Annotated in this window: 16 protein-coding genes; all 16 read right to left on the bottom strand. The window is 37.7% G+C overall.

The genetic code is table 11. The features are described 5' to 3' along the window. Positions 1 to 67 precede the first annotated feature (67 nt). Complete coding sequence (nifJ, locus tag HMPREF9456_RS05270; protein ID WP_006842436.1) at positions 68 to 3631, bottom strand: pyruvate:ferredoxin (flavodoxin) oxidoreductase; 3564 nt, start codon at positions 3629 to 3631, stop codon at positions 68 to 70. An 89-nt stretch (positions 3632 to 3720) separates the two neighbouring features. Next, positions 3721 to 4914 (bottom strand): AAA family ATPase, encoded by a 1194-nt coding sequence (locus HMPREF9456_RS05265; protein WP_026177032.1) that lies wholly within the window; start codon positions 4912 to 4914, stop codon positions 3721 to 3723. A gap of 189 nt (positions 4915 to 5103) precedes the next feature. Beyond that, on the bottom strand, positions 5104 to 5916 hold the full coding sequence (locus tag HMPREF9456_RS05260; RefSeq protein ID WP_006842434.1) for a transporter substrate-binding domain-containing protein: 813 nt from the start codon (positions 5914 to 5916) through the stop codon (positions 5104 to 5106). A 7-nt stretch (positions 5917 to 5923) separates the two neighbouring features. After that, on the bottom strand, positions 5924 to 8029 hold the full coding sequence (locus HMPREF9456_RS05255) for a putative porin (RefSeq protein WP_006842433.1): 2106 nt from the start codon (positions 8027 to 8029) through the stop codon (positions 5924 to 5926). A gap of 97 nt (positions 8030 to 8126) precedes the next feature. Next, a complete protein-coding gene (gene hisB, locus HMPREF9456_RS05250; RefSeq protein WP_006842432.1) occupies positions 8127 to 9242 on the bottom strand; it encodes a bifunctional histidinol-phosphatase/imidazoleglycerol-phosphate dehydratase HisB in 1116 nt (371 codons plus the stop codon). Positions 9243 to 9300: 58 nt separating this feature from the next. Beyond that, complete coding sequence (gene hisC / locus HMPREF9456_RS05245; RefSeq protein WP_006842431.1) at positions 9301 to 10329, bottom strand: histidinol-phosphate transaminase; 1029 nt, start codon at positions 10327 to 10329, stop codon at positions 9301 to 9303. Between the two features lie 148 nt (positions 10330 to 10477). Further along, positions 10478 to 11056: a DJ-1/PfpI family protein gene (locus HMPREF9456_RS05240; RefSeq protein ID WP_006842430.1), complete on the bottom strand. Its 579-nt coding sequence runs from the start codon at positions 11054 to 11056 to the stop codon at positions 10478 to 10480. Between the two features lie 88 nt (positions 11057 to 11144). Next, positions 11145 to 11600 carry a cupin domain-containing protein gene (locus HMPREF9456_RS05235; RefSeq protein ID WP_018074788.1) on the bottom strand — a complete coding sequence of 152 codons (456 nt, stop codon included), beginning with the start codon at positions 11598 to 11600 and terminating at the stop codon, positions 11145 to 11147. A 46-nt stretch (positions 11601 to 11646) separates the two neighbouring features. Next, on the bottom strand, positions 11647 to 12078 hold the full coding sequence (locus HMPREF9456_RS05230) for a GNAT family N-acetyltransferase (RefSeq protein WP_006842428.1): 432 nt from the start codon (positions 12076 to 12078) through the stop codon (positions 11647 to 11649). Continuing rightward, on the bottom strand, positions 12075 to 12425 hold the full coding sequence (locus HMPREF9456_RS05225) for a hypothetical protein (RefSeq protein ID WP_006842427.1): 351 nt from the start codon (positions 12423 to 12425) through the stop codon (positions 12075 to 12077). The genes HMPREF9456_RS05230 and HMPREF9456_RS05225 overlap by 4 nt, the downstream gene beginning before the upstream one ends. Further along, entirely contained in the window at positions 12422 to 13708 is a 1287-nt protein-coding gene (hisD, locus tag HMPREF9456_RS05220; RefSeq protein WP_006842426.1) for a histidinol dehydrogenase, read from the bottom strand. The genes HMPREF9456_RS05225 and hisD overlap by 4 nt, the downstream gene beginning before the upstream one ends. 2 nt (positions 13709 to 13710) lie before the next feature. Then, complete coding sequence (locus tag HMPREF9456_RS05215; protein ID WP_006842425.1) at positions 13711 to 14238, bottom strand: GNAT family N-acetyltransferase; 528 nt, start codon at positions 14236 to 14238, stop codon at positions 13711 to 13713. Beyond that, positions 14235 to 15089, bottom strand: coding sequence for an ATP phosphoribosyltransferase (gene hisG / locus HMPREF9456_RS05210; protein ID WP_006842424.1), 855 nt, complete (start codon positions 15087 to 15089; stop codon positions 14235 to 14237). The genes HMPREF9456_RS05215 and hisG overlap by 4 nt, the downstream gene beginning before the upstream one ends. Before the next feature lie 226 nt (positions 15090 to 15315). Further along, complete coding sequence (locus HMPREF9456_RS05205) at positions 15316 to 15792, bottom strand: hypothetical protein (RefSeq protein WP_006842423.1); 477 nt, start codon at positions 15790 to 15792, stop codon at positions 15316 to 15318. 14 nt (positions 15793 to 15806) lie between these two features. Then, on the bottom strand, positions 15807 to 16172 hold the full coding sequence (locus tag HMPREF9456_RS05200; RefSeq protein ID WP_006842422.1) for a hypothetical protein: 366 nt from the start codon (positions 16170 to 16172) through the stop codon (positions 15807 to 15809). A gap of 58 nt (positions 16173 to 16230) precedes the next feature. After that, on the bottom strand, positions 16231 to 16782 hold the full coding sequence (locus HMPREF9456_RS05195; protein WP_006842421.1) for an RNA polymerase sigma factor: 552 nt from the start codon (positions 16780 to 16782) through the stop codon (positions 16231 to 16233). Positions 16783 to 16787 lie beyond the last annotated feature (5 nt).

The raw sequence follows: 16787 nt of genomic DNA, 5'->3' as shown, positions 1-16787 counted from the left end.
CGTGTTCTCAAAAACATAAGAGGGAGGCCTTTTCAAGCCTCCCTCTTATTCATAATATTTGTTAATTTTACAATTCTTTCGTCTCGTCAAATTTACCAAAGTTGCTATTAGCTAAACGTTGATAACTATTGTATCTCCACATCGCATTGTTCTGTGCTGCTTCATATAGTTCTGAAGCTTCAGATGGATTTGATTTTTGTAGAGATGTATAGCGAACCTCATTTCCTAAGAATGCTTGGAATTTAGACCAGTCAGGCTCTTTACTATCCATTGTAAATGGATTTTTGCCTTCCTCTTCCAACATTGGGTTGTAACGCCATAGATGCCAGTATCCGCAAGCAACCGCTGCTTTTTCTTCATCCTGGGCATGTCCCATCCCTTTTCTCAGACCATGACTGATACAAGGAGAGTATGCAATAACCAATGATGGCCCTTTATATTCTTCTGCTTCTTTGATCGCTTTCAGACACTGTCCTTGATTAGCTCCCATCGCAATTTGTGCTACATATACATAACCGTATGTAGTAGCTATCATACCAAGGTCTTTCTTGCGAATCTTCTTTCCTGCTGCAGCAAATTTAGCAACGGCTGCTATCGGAGTAGACTTAGAAGACTGGCCTCCTGTATTAGAGTACACCTCTGTATCCAATACCAGAATATTGATATCTTCGCCTGTAGCCAATACATGATCCAATCCACCGAAACCTATATCATATGCCCAACCGTCACCACCAAATATCCAGATAGAACGTTTGATTAGATATTGTTTCAATGAATATATCTCTTTGCAGTAGTCACATTTATCTTTCTCTACTTCCAGTAATGGTAACATTGCAGCTGTAAGTTCTTTTGTCTTGTCAGCCTCATCTTTATTTTCTACCCATTCTTTGTATAGAGCTTTTATTTCAGGTGAACATTTATCGCAATCCTGAGCTTGATTCATCAGTTTTTCGAGTCTGTTGCGCATAGTAATATTAGCCAAGGCAAAACCAAGACCATATTCTGCATTATCTTCGAATAGTGAATTAGCCCATGCCGGTCCTTTGCCTTCTTCATTCTTACGGTATGGAGTAGATGGAGCTGAACCACCATATATCGATGTACAACCTGTGGCGTTGGCAATTAACATACGATCACCAAACAACTGAGTTACAAGTTTGATATATGGAGTTTCTCCACAACCAGAACATGCACCTGAGAACTCAAATAGCGGAGTTGCAAATTGAGAGTTCTTCACATTCAATTTAGTATCAATAAGATGAGCCTTACTTGTTACATTCTTGACCATGAAATCCCAGTTGTCTTGTTCAGGGAATTGTGATCCGATCTCAACCATTGTAAGAGCAGAGTTTCCTTTCTTACCCGGACATATATCAGCACAGTTACCGCAACCAAGACAGTCTAGCACATCCACTTGAATACGGAAGCCCATACCATCAAATTGTTTACCCTGTGCTTTCAACAAAGTAACATCACCCGGAAGTTTAGCTTGCTCTTCTGTGTCTAAAACAAACGGACGGATAGTAGCATGAGGACAAACATAAGCACACTGGTTACACTGTATACAATTTTCGGCATCCCATACAGGTACAAATGCGGCAACACCGCGTTTTTCATACTCTGTGGTACCATGATCCCATGTACCATCTTCACGACCAACGAAAACAGATACAGGAAGATCGTAGCCACGTTGTGCATTTATTGGACGAACTACGTTTTTGATAAACTCAGGAGCATCATCTTCTTCAGGTTTACCAACTACAATATTTGCCCATTCTGCCGGAACCTCAACTTTTTCGAGTTCTATACCACGATCAACCGCAGCATAATTCTTATTGATAACGTCTTCACCTTTACGTCCGTATGATTTCACAATGAATTTCTTCATTTGTTCTACAGCCAAATCGTAAGGGATTACATTCGAAATCTTAAAGAATGCTGATTGAAGGATTGTATTTGTACGGCCTCCAAGACCAATTTCGGTAGCAATCTGAGTTGCGTTGATGATATAGAAATTGATGTTGTTGACTGCAAGATATTTCTTTACATTATCAGGAAGGTAGTTTCCGACTTCTTCTTTACTCCATACAGAGTTGAGTAGGAATGTTCCGTTTTTCTTCAAGCCCTTAGTTACATCATACAAATGCAAATAAGCAGGAACGTGACATGCTACAAAGTTTGGAGTATTTACCAAATATGTAGAACGGATAGGATTATCACCAAAGCGAAGATGCGATGCTGTAAATCCTCCTGATTTTTTAGAGTCGTAAGCAAAATAAGCCTGACAGTATTTATTGGTGTTGTCACCGATAATCTTAACTGTATTTTTGTTTGCACCTACTGTTCCATCCGATCCAAGACCATAGAATTTAGCTTCATAAGTAGTATCATCTACAGAAACTTCTTCTTTAAGAGGTAATGATTTGAATGTAACATCATCTACGATACCGATTGTAAAATCGTTCTTAGGCAGGTTCATTGCTAGATTTTCGTACACAGACATAATCTGAGCCGGAGTAGTATCTTTTGAAGAAAGTCCATAAATACCGCCAACAATTGTAGGAGCATCAGCTTTACCGAAGAAACAGTCTTTTACATCCATGTATAATGGCTGTCCAAGAGCTCCCGGCTCTTTTGTACGGTCAAGTACAGCTATTCTTGTTGCAGTTTTAGGAACTGCTGAAAGGAAAGCTTCTGCTTTGAATGGACGATAAAGGTGAACTGCAACTAAGCCTACTTTTTCTCCTTTGGCATTCAAGAAGTCTACAGTTTCTTTAATTGCCTCTGTTACCGAACCCATAGCTATAATCACACGGTCGGCATCTTCAGCTCCGTAATAATCAAACAAGCCATATTTGCGTCCTGTGATCTTATTAATTTCTTCTAAATATTTTTCAACAATAGCAGGAACTGCATCATAGAATTTATTAGCAGCTTCACGCGATTGGAAATAAATATCATCATTCTGAGCAGTACCACGAGTGACAGGATTTTCAGGATTCAATGCTCTATCACGAAATCCTTTAAGGGCCTCTTGGTTTACAAGAGGAATTAAGTCATCCTGACTCATTTCTTCCACTTTCTGTATTTCGTGAGATGTACGGAATCCATCAAAAATATTCATAAAAGGAATACGAGACTCGAGAGTTGCCAAGTGAGGAACAGCAGACAAATCCATAACTTCTTGTACCGAGCCCGAGAAGAACATAGCAAACCCGGTCTGACGAGCTGCCATAACATCTTGATGGTCTCCGAAGATAGACAAAGCCTGTGCTGCCAAAGCACGTGCGGATACGTGGAAAACGCTAGGGAGTAACTCTCCTGCTATTTTGTACATATTAGGGATCATCAACAACAATCCCTGAGATGCCGTATAAGTAGTTGTTAGAGCTCCAGCCTGTAATGATCCGTGAACTGCACCAGCAGCACCAGCCTCCGACTGCATTTCCTGCACTCTGAGGATTTCGCCGAATATATTTTTGCGTCCGGCTGCTGCCCATTCATCAACATACTCTGCCATAGTTGATGATGGTGTGATTGGATATATCGAAGCCACTTCGCTGAACATATAAGAAATATGTGCTGCGGCCTGATTTCCATCACATGTAATGAATTTTTTTTGTTTAGCCATACTTTTTAATAGTTGATTATCTTTTTTTAGTTTACATTGTTTTGATTTGGCTAAGTTGACAACTTTTCAATTATCAGCTCCTTATTCTTTTAATATAAAAAACCAAAAAGCCATAAAGGAATAATATTTCTATCACCCTTCTCTAGATTTGCTATTACGTAAAGCATCTCCGGTTTATGTTTGCCTCTGGTTTTTTGACCATCTATCTTAAATTTATATTTCTTGTCATCATTTTCGACAATAAACATTCCGCTTTTAGCTCCTTTCTTCAATTTGCTATCGCTGTGATGCACCTGATTGTAGAAAAATGTTTCACGCAGCTCCTGATCATTTACATCTGATATTTTCAGAGGGAAAATCAGATTCGTATTATGCATATAGACCATGTCGGGTTTCTTGGGAAACTCCTCACCTTCTCTATAAAGCATATTTATCAATCTTGCACTACGCAAATACTCCAGATAGTTTGTCACTGTAGCTCTGGATATCTCACAATCGGTACTCAATTGGCTGATATTGGGTTTGCCCGGTGCAGACAAAGACAATAGATACAGCAATTTTCTTAATTTGGGCAAATAAGACATTTCTATTTGTTTGATAGACAACACATCTACCTCCAACATCATATTCACCGTTTTGAGTAAATTTTCCGAAAAATTTCTTTTTTCAAGAAAAAACGGATAATAACCATGATGTATATAGCCCCATAGATGTTCTAAAGGGTTGATCTCTGAGAATATATTCTCAGCTATTTCACGGTGATTATTTATTATGTCATCCAAACCATACGGTTTGAAATTCTTTCCAAATTGAATATTTAAGAATTCCCGATAGGAAAAACCTCTTAAATTATATACATCTACAATAGATGCCAGTTCTGCATCTTCTCCGAGCTTGTTTACTGTAGAACCTGTAAATACGATCTTCAATTGAGGAAGACATTCGTAACATTCTCTCAATTCTTTAGACCACCCCGGATACTTATATACCTGATCGAGTAGAAGTGTCTTACCTCCTTTTTCTACAAACTCTTTTGCGAAACTAAAGATTGTTCTGACTGTAAAATAAAACTGATTCATATTTATATATAAACAGTCTCTTTGGTCTAACTCGAAGAACTCTTTAGCATATTGCAGAAGGAATGTAGTTTTCCCGACACCTCTCGCCCCCTTGATTCCAATCAAACGGCGCGACCAGTCAATCTGTTGCATTAACAGTCTGGGAGTTGCATCTTCGAAAAGATGTTCAACTAAATACTTATGTGTCCGAAAAAAAGATTCCACTCGATACTCCTTAAAACCCCGACGAAGGTAACTTTTTTTTATGTCATTGCAAAGTCCACTTAGCAATTTTAATCATTTTTCTTGAAACAGCATATAAAAATGCAGAAAAATTTTATATTCGCATAGTGTATTTTTCAATGATGAATAACAAACTCTATTCGTTCTACTAAAATTGTACTTTGAAAAAACTCAATTATAGTATTTTTTGTATATTTTATTATAAGCTTCCGTCCCCTTTATACGACTGATCCAAACATTAAGAGAATCAAGCAAAGCAGGGGAGCTTTTCCTCACAGCCCAAGCCTCCAGATGGGTGAAACCGACAAAAGTAGAATAATCTATTTCGGGCGATGTTTTGGCAATATTAGCTGCTACCTTTTCGTCACAAACTGCAAAATCGATATCTCCTGATGCTACCATCATAGCCAACTGCTCGGAGCCATAGGCCGGATCTTCCTTTATATATATTGTGTCCCCTATTTCATGCGCCAAGTTTTGTATCCGAAGGATAACCGGAGACTTAGCAGGAACATAAAGCGTTTTCTTCGCCAAGTCTAAATGACTTCTAATCGGCTCTATATTATTATTATACTTTTTTTTACGTTGAATCAACACCTGTCTGTTCTGAGCAATGACTTCTGTAAAATTTACAGAGTCGCGCAACTCTGAAGTAACAGGTATATTCCTAGCCACAATATCGTATTTTCCGGTTCTCAATCCATCCATGCTTTTATCTATACTGGATTCTAGCTGAATATCTATTTTTAAAGGGATATTCTCCTGTAATAATTCAATAAGGTCGTGATTGAAACCAGCAATCGTATCCCCTAACACAAAGTAACCAACAGAGTTATAGTCTGTAACTACACGAAGCACTCCTTCGTACTGAATCTGAGGATAGTCACGAGAATCCTTATCTGTAGTATTATTCCGTATAAAAATCCAAACAAAAATCAGAATAATAACAATTATGGGAACCGATAAGAAAGCCTTATTCTTCATAATTTTACTAATTATTGAATTGCCAAGAAATTCCTAATTTTAAAACCCGAGGATTTACCGGATAACGATATAAAGAGAACGACTGTCCATTCCCCATTCCTTCGGCAATATTATACATCATAACAAAAAAGCGAGTATATTTTAGATGAAGGTTCAGATAAGCACTTACAACAGGAAATTCTCCCAGTTTCATATCTTGTTGATTATAAAACTGCATAGTCAAAGGCTCATAGCCCGGCATATAATATTTTGAGTGAATATAAGCATCAGCACCCAATTGTAGAGTTAATACTTTGGCCAGCTTAGTGGTCAGGTATATATTTGAATATAAACTCCATTTAGGCAAGGGTAAAGCCTCTTCACTATCTGCCTGTTGGAAAACAAGTTGATTATCCCAGTGAAAAATCCCGGATCTGAAATTCTGATCGAGGCGTAAAGCTATCACATGTATATCCTCATTGCTTTGAGCTATTCTCTTCTCCTGATTATAATATATAAGACCTGTTATATTTTCAACACCTCCACTTATCCGAGTCTGAGAAAATGACAGTTCTGGAAAAACAATCTCTCCGCCTATATAAACACGACGGGTATCTTTCAACCCCATATCCTTCCAGTTCCAATACTTAGATGAAAAATTGTTCTGAAAAAAACTTGGGCTTATATTCTTTATATAAGCATTAGCTTTTACCGAAAAGTCTTTATTACTGAAATTCAATCGAGTAGTAATTTCTCCTTCGAGCCTGTAATCGCTATTATGTAAATCTTTTTCGGCTGTAGCCCTGTATCTTAAAAACTTTCCCTTCTCTTTCGTTAAGACTCCTCCTACAAGCAATGAATATTCACTTTCCTTCATCGATGCACCGGGAAGACCATACATAGCCCCTGATTCTTCAATGCCTAAAAAGGGCATGGAATATTTACGCAGATCATGTTCAATGAACGCCGTTAAACCAAATTTCGTCCATTTTCGGAAGCCTTCATTCATAGCCAACGCCAATGTATTCTTGAATGAATAATATGACATATAATCATCAATATTCGCTTCATACTTCGGATCCGAAAGAGTAGTCCAACCCTTTTCCCCATTCCAAAGCTGTGGAGTATAGACATTCGCGATATTGCTATAGTTTGAATTAAACCTGCGACGTTGATCCGTATAGTGCGTTGTAAAAATCACGCTTGCTAACGAAACATAGTCCTTCTTTTTGCGTGTTCCCATCACGCTATCATTTACAGGATATGTTTCTGTATCATCACCCAGATCATATCTGTTAGTCACATACAGATTACGACCTCTGAGTCTGTTCCAAGTATCCTGCATTCGTGTAGGAATGTCCAACGAACTCCCTTTGAAGTTTCCATTATTTACTACATTGGGATGGTCAGGGTTTGAAATGTACAATGTATCGGATATACCACCATTCTCGATAATAGTAAAATTATTATTCTGGAAGTAAGCATGCATCTTATATTTGTCACCTATATAGCTGGCATAGAAGTCATAACTTACTCCTTTATTTGACAAAGAATTGTAAAATCCACGAGAATAGATATAGTCAAAATCAAAACCGACATTCAGTTTTTTACCCATATTCATAGATATCTCTCCCTGAAAACGATTTTCCGCACTTTCTCCGCCACCTCCACTTTGATATTTAATCTCAGAGTAAGGCACTTTAGTATTATAGAACACCTGATCCTCCGGCCCTTTTCGCCATGCACGTACCGGATCTTGAAAAATAAAACGGGAAGGTTCGGGGCGTTCAAAGAATATTTTGGATTGTAAAGGAGAGCCTACATTGCCCAAATAGCCAATGGCTACACCTTTTCCATCTACTAACATAGTTTTATGAAAATCTATTACAGCCGAATCGCGAGGAATAAATATACGTTCTCCCAAACGGGGTGTTATTTTCCACACATATATATTGGGAACGTTAACTTTTACTGTATCTATTTTTCGTCCACTCGGAGGCAACTTACCAAGACTTGCAGATATAGAATCCGCTTTCTCCACTATTGCGGGAGACTGTAAAGCTTTCTTGTTTTGTGCTTCCGCAACAAGAGAAGCGAAAAGAAATAAGAAAAGAAATACTGTATATTTTTTCATTGGTGCAAACTTACACAAAAAATGAAAAATGAGTAGTTAATGTACCTTTAAAAACAGGCTTTTACTTTATTTATTGCATCAATTTCACATTAAATAGTCAAATCACGCCTTTGGTAGAAGGTAGTTCATAATTGAAGATATCTCTCTTCTTCGCCATCTTCAAAGCTCTGGCCAATGCCTTGAATATTCCTTCTATTTTGTGATGTTCATTCGCGCCTTCTGCCTTTATATTGAGGTTCATTTTCGCTGAATCGCTCAAAGACTTGAAAAAGTGCAGGAACATTTCGGTAGGCATATCCCCTACTCTCTCGCGATGAAATTCTGCATCCCAAACCAACCAAGCCCGACCACCAAAGTCAAGCGCAACGGAACACAAACAATCATCCATAGGCAAGCTATAGCCATAACGTTCTATACCTCTTTTATCTCCTAATGCCTTATATATCGCTTCACCTAAAGCAATAGCGGTATCTTCTATTGTATGATGCTCATCTACATGCAGATCACCTTTTACTTGTATGGTAAGATCCATCCCCGAATGCTTTCCTATTTGCTCAAGCATATGATCGAAAAAACCTAAACCTGTAGATATCTGACATTGTCCTTTTCCGTCCAGATTGAGTGCAACATATATATCTGTTTCTTTGGTCGTTCTTTTTACCTCTGCTTTGCGCTCTCCGGCAAACAAAAACTCAGAAATGACATCCCAATCGGTAGTTTGAAGCACACATATATCCTTTAGTTCATCAGGTAAAACAAACTCATCTTGCATAAAAATAGCTTTACAACCTAGATTTTTTGCTAACTCAACATCTGTTTGCCTGTCTCCAATCACAAAAGATTGCTCAAGATCATAATCACCTGTCATATATTTGCCTAACATACCTGTACGGGGTTTTCGTGTTGGGGCATTATCTTCAGGAAAACTTTTATCAATAAGGATATCATCAAATACGATTCCTTCTCCGTCCAGCGTCTTAAGCATTTTGTTATGTGCCGGCCAAAATGTATCCTCGGGAAAGGATGGAGTACCCAATCCGTCTTGATTAGTAACCATCACAAATTCAAAATCGAGATTCTTTCGGATAAAATAAAGGTTCCGAAAAACCTTTGGATAAAACTCAAGTTTATCGAGGTTATCCAGTTGATAATCTATCGGTGGTTCTACAACCAAAGTCCCATCACGGTCTATAAATAGAGCTTTCTTTTTCATTATAATATATTGAATATGCTTTTAGATCGGATTTACCTCTCTATTGATATGTTTATATTTATAACGTTCGCAAAGTTTTAATTAACATCTCATTTTCCTTATCAGTACCTACTGTTATACGCAAACAGCCGGCGCACAAGGAAACCGAGTTCCTGTTGCGAACAATTACACCTTTATCTGCTAATTGCTTGTACAGGCTATTGGCATCCTCAACCTTTACCAATATAAAATTGGCATCCGTGGGATATATTTTCTCTACAAAAGGTAATTTTGGCAACTCATTTATCAGATAATTTCGTCCTTCGAGCAAGGTAGCAATCCACTGCTTTCTTAATTCAAGTTTGTCTAATTCATCTCCAACAAAGTTTTGAGTCAGAATATTTACATTGTATGGATACTTAACTTTATTGAACAGCTTAATTATCTCAGCCGAAGCAAAAGCCATACCCAGACGTACGGCAGCCAACCCCCATGCTTTAGAGAATGTTTGCAGAATTATAAGATTAGGATATTTATCAAGATCATTCAGCCATGTCGCTTCAGAAGCAAAATCGATATAAGCCTCGTCGACAACTACAATACCCTCAAAAGAATCTAATACCTTTTTTATCTCTTCTCTGCTTAACAAGTTCCCTGTAGGATTGTTAGGAGAGCATAAAAATATCAGTTTTGTATTACAATCTGTTTTTTCAAGCAGTTTCTGAGCATCCAGGTCGAAGTTTTCGTTCAGCAATACTTTCCGATACTCTACATCGTTCACCTCTGCACAAACCTGATACATTCCGTAAGTAGGGTCTACGGCCACAATATTATCAATGCGAGGTTCGCAAAAAATACGAATAACCAAATCAATAGGCTCATCACTTCCATTGCCTAAGAAAATATTTTCGGGAGCTATATTTTTTACTTTAGCTATTTTTTGTTTCAAACACCATTGTAAAGGATCGGGGTAGCGATTATATTTATCATTCAGTGGATTTTCGTTCGCATCTAAAAACACTGATGCATCCCCTTTAAATTCATCTCTAGCCGATGAATAAGGCTTCATATTCCATACATTTTTGCGCACGAGCTGCTGTAAATTCATTCCTTTAAACTGTTTAGTTTAGATATCTTTTTATCTTATTTATTTAACTTAACTACGCAGCGAGCACTGCTATATATTAGAGTAATAAGAGTGCTCAAAAAAGAAGAATACACTTTTGAGCACTCCCATTCCCTTATACTTCTATAATTTACAATTCAATTTTAACCCCAAGAAGTTTATAAAACTCTTTTAGTATAGCCGGATGTCCGGGCCATGCAGGGGAGGTAGTCAGATTACCGTCTGTAATAGCTTCGGTAGCGGGAATATCTTTGTAATTACCGCCGGCCAACTTTACTTCAGGCCCTACAGCTACATAGCAAGTAAGCGTCTTTCCTCTAACTACATCTGCGGCAGTAAGCACCTGAATACCGTGGCAAATAGCTGCAACAGGCAGATTTTTTTCGAAGAAATACTTTGTATATTCTAATACTTTAGGATCAAGACGAATATATTCAGGAGCTCGTCCTCCTGTAATATACAATCCTGCGTAATCTTCAAGTTTTACATTATCGAAACTCTTGTTCAATGTGAAGTTATGACCTCTCAGCTCTGCATAAGTCTGAAATCCCACAAAATCATGTATTGCTGTAGCAACCTGTTCTCCGGCTTTCTTCCCCGGACATACTACATCTACATGGAATCCTACACTTACCAGTGCCTGATAAGGAACCATCAATTCGTAATCCTCAACAAAATCGCCCGCTAGCATCAATATTCTTTTATTCATGATAAAACAGATTTTATAATTAGACAATCAATTAACTCCAATAAATATAAATAATATTTTAACAAAAGGCTCTATGAGTTAAAGTTATTTATATATTAGGCTGATATGTAGTCACAACAAATACAATCAGAGGCTCGTCTCCTGTATTGATTATAGAGTGATAATTATTATCTCCCTGGATAGATGTTACGTTTCCTTTTTTCAGGTTGAACTTTCTAGTAATTTTGTCCAATCCTTCACGTTCTATATATTCACCTTCGCCATGAACCAGTACATATAGCTCTTGTTCTTTTTTAGTCCCATGCTCATGAAACCCAGCCTGATCACCTTTATTCAACAGAACCATGTAAGTACCGATACGGTTATTCACCAATTCTCCTTTCTCGAATATAGACAGCATGTAAACAACGCCATTACCATCATACATCGGGTCTCTCTTTTCTATATCTATAACTGTACGTTGAGATTTTCCAAAAGGAGTTAATGTAATATCTATATATTTTGATACTGTTTCCAGTACTTGTTTTTTTTCGTTTTCCATCATTATTCAATTTATATATGTCTTTTTACGAATATTTTTCTTGGTATGTTTAGAGTATTTTCTGCATTTCAAAATGAGGAATACCTACTTCTTCAAACTCATCGCCAACTATATCATAATTATATTTCAGGTAGAATCCTATCGCAACCTTTCGGGCATGCAGTACAATCTTATCAAATCCGTTTTCTTTTGCAGACTCTTCGGCGAACAAGAGCAACTTTGCACCTATTCCTTTTTTCTGAACAGAATCATCTACTGCCATTTGACGCAATTGAACTACCGTTTTATCTGCTGGCGTAAGAATGCAACAACCTACAATCTGCCCTTCATTTTCACAAACACAGAGAATATCCTCTTTCTCCTTTTCCAGATATTCTGCTGAAAATGTAAGTCCCAGAGGCGCTCTCAATATTTTATAACGAAGAGCAACCATCTTGTCATAGTCTGCTGTACCATACTTTATAATTCTGGTCTGAATCATTTTTCTAACAGTTTATTTAGTTCTGTCGACATGTAAGCACCTAAGCGATATGTACCATTTCCGTCCCTTAATAATGCTCCGTTTCGCTGTATTGAGATAGTATCTTTACTTCGAATAAATACAAATTGATCTTTCGGTATAAAGTCTACAGCTTCCTTCTGCGCCGAACCTATGATATCAACTAACTTGGCTATTTGCGCCTTGTTTCGTATTTCAACTCTCTCCCCAAAATATTTTTCGTAGATTACCTTGTCGGCATTTACATACTGAGCTTTATTGATTGTTTTCTCAAAAGCCGAACAGCTTACCAATAGTCCGATTGTAACTAATAAACTAAGTGATTTCATTTTCCTTTGTCCTTTAGCCGTAAAGTTACTGCATTTTTATGAGCAAACAATTGTTCGTTCTCGGCCATTACTTCAATCGTTTTTCCAAGATTATGAATACCATCTTTTGTAATCTTCTGGAAAGTTATCTTTTTCACAAAACTATCCAGATTAACGCCGCTATAAGCCTTCGCATAACCATTAGTAGGCAACGTATGATTTGTCCCTGAAGCATAGTCTCCGGCACTTTCCGGCGTATAATTTCCAAGAAAAACAGAACCTGCATTTACTATTTCGTCTGCAATATCTGCATAGTCTGCTGTTTCTATAATAAGGTGTTCGGGTGCATATTCGTTGGTTATATCTATAATTTCTCGATTATTTTTTAATAGTATTAGCTTACTGTTTTCTAATGCCTTCTGTGCAATCTCGCGACGAGGAAGTTCAAACAATTGTCGCTCTATCTCATGTAAAACTTCGGAGATAAAAGATTCACTGGTTGTTGTTAATATCACCTGACTATCTGCTCCATGCTCTGCCTGCGACAATAAATCGGCCGCAACAAATGCAGGTATGGATGTCTCATCTGCAATCACTTGTACCTCGGATGGCCCTGCCGGCATATCTATCGCTACATCTCTGAGGCTTACAAGCTGTTTCGCAGCCATTACATATTGGTTTCCAGGCCCGAATATTTTATATACTTTCGGTATAGATTCCGTACCGTAAGCCATTGCTCCAATAGCCTGTATTCCTCCCGCCTTAAACACTTTGTCTACACCGGCTTCTTTTGCTGCATACAATATAGCCGGATGTATATTTCCTTCTTTATTGGGAGGCGAGCAAAGAACAATCTCTTTACAACCTGCAATTTTAGCCGGAATAGCAAGCATCAGCACTGTAGAAAACAAAGGAGCTGTCCCCCCCGGAATATAAAGCCCTACTTTTTCAATAGCGACGGCTTTTTGCCAACAAATGACACCTTTGCTTGTCTCTATTTTTTTCGTCTCAAATATCTGACTACGATGAAATATCTCGATATTCTCTTTTGCTTGTCGAATGGCTTCCTTTAATTCCTGAGAAACTAAATTCTCGGCTTCTGCTATTTCTTCTGCAGAAACAGCCAGAGAGAGAAGTTTCACCTTATCGAATTTTTCTTCATATTCAAAGACAGCCTGATCTCCTCTTTCTTTTATATCATCAAGGACAGAACTGACTGTGCTGTTCAATGCCGAAGTATCGAAAACAGGGCGTGTGAGTATTTCGGCCCACTGACTACGTAAAGGGTATTTTATTATCTGCATAATTACTTCTTATATTCTTTCCTCAACAGGCTGTAAACAGCTATGTCAGTAAACACATTATCTACCAACAATTCCCCATCACGTTCTATCCCTTCCATCTGAAACCCAAGCTTCTCGGGAATACGACGGCTCTTATCATTACCTACAGCGACTTTTATCTGGATGCGATTCATATCTAATTCACCGAAAGCATGTTCTATAAGTTTAGCAACCGACTGTATCATGATGCCTTTACCTTGAGCATATTGAGACAACCAGTATCCTATTTCTGTTTTCTTATTATCTGTATCCGTATCTTTAAAACCAATCAGTCCTACAAACTGATCCTTATAGTATATAGTAAATTGTTTGTCGGCAGTCTGCAATACATATCTCACATAGTTACCCGTATCTTCTATCTCTTTTGTAGCATCCACAAACGGTAACCATTCACGCATATATTCTCTCTCGTTGTTGAGCGTATTAAATATCTTAAAGATGTCATCTACAGACAATGGGTATAATACAATATCATCTGAAACCTCTATCATAAAATCATTTTTTCTATAGGTAATACAATAATACCTTCAGCACCACATGCTTTTAATTTGGTAATAACTTCCCAAAAACGTTTATCTTCGATAACCGACTGAACAGAACACCAACCCTTTGTAGCTAGTGGGGTAACTGTAGGACTCCTCATCCCCGGCAAGATATCAAATATTTCTTCAAGCTTATCTTCGGGTGCATTCAGAAGTACATATTTTTTCCCTTCTGCACTCTGAACAGCTTCTATCCTGAATATTAGTTCGTCAAGTATATCTTTTTTTTCCTGTGGTAAGTTTTTAGTGGCTATGAGTAAGGCTTGCGATTGCATCACAACCTCAACCTCTTTCAAACGATTACTCACCAATGTTCCGCCGGAGCTCACTATATCAAAAATAGCATCTGAGAGACCTATACTAGGCGAAATTTCTACCGATCCTGTAATAATGTGAATATCTGATTTAATACCCTGCTCTGCTAAATATTGGTTTAAGATATGAGGATAAGATGTGGCTATCTTCTTGCCTTCAAACCATTGCACACCCTCGTATTTTTCATCCTTTGGAATAGCCAGCGATAAGCGGCATTTGCTAAACCCTAAGCCTTTTACGACATCCGCAGCCTCGGCTTTTTCCTTATATTCATTTTCTCCTACCACACCGATATCGGCAACTCCTGTAGCTACAGCTTGCGGGATATCATCGTCACGCAGAAAGAGAATCTCTACAGGGAAGTCTTTCGCAGGAATAAGCAGCGTGCGCTTAATATTATTCAGTTTTATACCGGCTTCTTGCAAAAGCGCCATCGTTTCCTCAAATAGCCGACCTTTCGACTGAACAGCAATTCTTAATACCATGATATATTAATTTTATATTATTTTCCAGCAACAAAAAAAGAGCTCACCTCTATCAGGCAAGCTCTTCTATATTTTGGCAAACACCACATCAATATACTTACTTACCCAACGGGAGTAACACTATAATGATGATGATGAAATTTATTGCTCATAATTTTATTTTTACAAAAGCAAAAGTATACATTATTTGCAATAAACCAAACTTTATGTCATTATTTTTTTACTTTTAATCCGAATCTCTACCGGAATTGAATCTTTCCCTGTGGCGCTTCAATTCGTCTTCCTTGAATCGAATATCAACTGACCTATACTTTTCCAACTTCTCAGCCGACAATACTTTTGCAAACTTCTTATAATATTCGATTTGTAACTGAGAATCCCTTTGTTCCGATTCCAGATTCAATTGAACAATTCTTTTATAGTCTGCATCTGTTTTGTCTTTCTTACGCTTCAGTTCGCGAGTCTCTCTTCGTGCTTCACGGTTAGCTTCATATTTTTTCATTGAAAACTCTGCCTCCAATGGCAAAAATGCTTTAGCTTCCGCATCTGTTAAGTTTAGTTCTTTTTTTAAATACTCTGCTTTCTTTTGATTGAATGCTTGTATATCGAACCGTCCTCCACCTTGTCTTGGTCTATTCTGGGCTGCAACTGAAAACGTAAAACAGAACAGCAATAACAAAACCAGAATATTTTTCAACTTCATATCGATATTCATTATTAATAGTTATATAACATTTCCTTAAATTGAGATTTTCTTACCTCATCCTGCAAAAAAAGATAGTAATCCTCTTCGTCCTGAGCACTGGGATATGCAATCGTTTCTTCGGTCATATCCGTCTTCTGATTGGCATATTGTTTATCCGAAGGCATATTGTTTTTGTCAAAAACACCAACTGTGAACAAAATACCAACAATTGCTGCCGCAGCTGCTGTCCAAGGCAATACCTTCCTCCACAACGGAACAATCTTTACCTTTGGTTCTTCTTTAGAAGGCAGTTGATCCATTATCCTGTTATTAAAATTCTCGAAGTAATTTTCGGGAACTTTAAAAGGTTTTTTGCTTTTGTCAAAATTATCCAACATGATTGTTTAATCTTTAGAGTCCTTATCTGTAGTATAGACTATTATTTAGATAAAAGGTTTAATTCTCCGTTGTTAAAAATTCCTCTATTTTTTTTACCGCATGATGATAAGACGCTTTTAGCGCACCCACAGAGGTTTCTAAAATATCGGACATATCTTCATATTTCATTTCATCAAAATATTTCATATTGAAAACAATACGCTGCTTCTCCGGTAAAAGAAGAATTGCTTTCTGTAGTTTCAGTTGAGCTTCGTCGCCGTCAAAGTACTCATCACCTTCGAGTTTACCCAATAAAAACGTATCGGCATCATCTATCGAAACATTGTTTAAAGATCGCTGTTTATTCAGGAATGTAATAGCCTCATTAACAGCTATACGATAAAGCCAGGTAGACAATTTGGAGTCTCCCCGGAAATTTTCGATACTTGTCCATACTTTTATAAATGTATTTTGCAAGACATCATCCGTATCATCATGGCTCAATACGATCTTTCGTATCTGCCAATACAAAGGCTCACTATATTCCTTCACCAGCTCGGCAAATGCCGCCTGCTGAGTTTTGGGCTCGTGCAGCCTCTCTATAAGTTGTTCTTCTGCCTCCCGTGACATTTACT

Source organism: Dysgonomonas mossii DSM 22836, assembly GCF_000213575.1.
In the GTDB taxonomy this organism is placed as follows: domain Bacteria; phylum Bacteroidota; class Bacteroidia; order Bacteroidales; family Dysgonomonadaceae; genus Dysgonomonas; species Dysgonomonas mossii.
The sequence above is the reverse complement of the archived record's forward strand: the minus strand, read 5'-3'. Positions and strand labels throughout refer to the sequence as shown.

Coding starts and splice junctions, on each gene's coding strand:
- HMPREF9456_RS05260 (WP_006842434.1), bottom strand. CDS start 5,916: ATGAAGAATAAGGCTTTCTTATCGGTTCCCATAATTGTTATTATTCTG.
- hisB (WP_006842432.1), bottom strand. CDS start 9,242: ATGAAAAAGAAAGCTCTATTTATAGACCGTGATGGGACTTTGGTTGTA.
- HMPREF9456_RS05255 (WP_006842433.1), bottom strand. CDS start 8,029: ATGAAAAAATATACAGTATTTCTTTTCTTATTTCTTTTCGCTTCTCTT.
- nifJ (WP_006842436.1), bottom strand. CDS start 3,631: ATGGCTAAACAAAAAAAATTCATTACATGTGATGGAAATCAGGCCGCA.
- hisD (WP_006842426.1), bottom strand. CDS start 13,708: ATGCAGATAATAAAATACCCTTTACGTAGTCAGTGGGCCGAAATACTC.
- HMPREF9456_RS05225 (WP_006842427.1), bottom strand. CDS start 12,425: ATGAAATCACTTAGTTTATTAGTTACAATCGGACTATTGGTAAGCTGT.
- HMPREF9456_RS05240 (WP_006842430.1), bottom strand. CDS start 11,056: ATGAATAAAAGAATATTGATGCTAGCGGGCGATTTTGTTGAGGATTAC.
- HMPREF9456_RS05195 (WP_006842421.1), bottom strand. CDS start 16,782: ATGTCACGGGAGGCAGAAGAACAACTTATAGAGAGGCTGCACGAGCCC.
- hisC (WP_006842431.1), bottom strand. CDS start 10,329: ATGAATTTACAGCAGCTCGTGCGCAAAAATGTATGGAATATGAAGCCT.
- HMPREF9456_RS05215 (WP_006842425.1), bottom strand. CDS start 14,238: ATGATAGAGGTTTCAGATGATATTGTATTATACCCATTGTCTGTAGAT.
- HMPREF9456_RS05235 (WP_018074788.1), bottom strand. CDS start 11,600: ATGATGGAAAACGAAAAAAAACAAGTACTGGAAACAGTATCAAAATAT.
- HMPREF9456_RS05200 (WP_006842422.1), bottom strand. CDS start 16,172: ATGTTGGATAATTTTGACAAAAGCAAAAAACCTTTTAAAGTTCCCGAA.
- hisG (WP_006842424.1), bottom strand. CDS start 15,089: ATGGTATTAAGAATTGCTGTTCAGTCGAAAGGTCGGCTATTTGAGGAA.
- HMPREF9456_RS05230 (WP_006842428.1), bottom strand. CDS start 12,078: ATGATTCAGACCAGAATTATAAAGTATGGTACAGCAGACTATGACAAG.
- HMPREF9456_RS05205 (WP_006842423.1), bottom strand. CDS start 15,792: ATGAAGTTGAAAAATATTCTGGTTTTGTTATTGCTGTTCTGTTTTACG.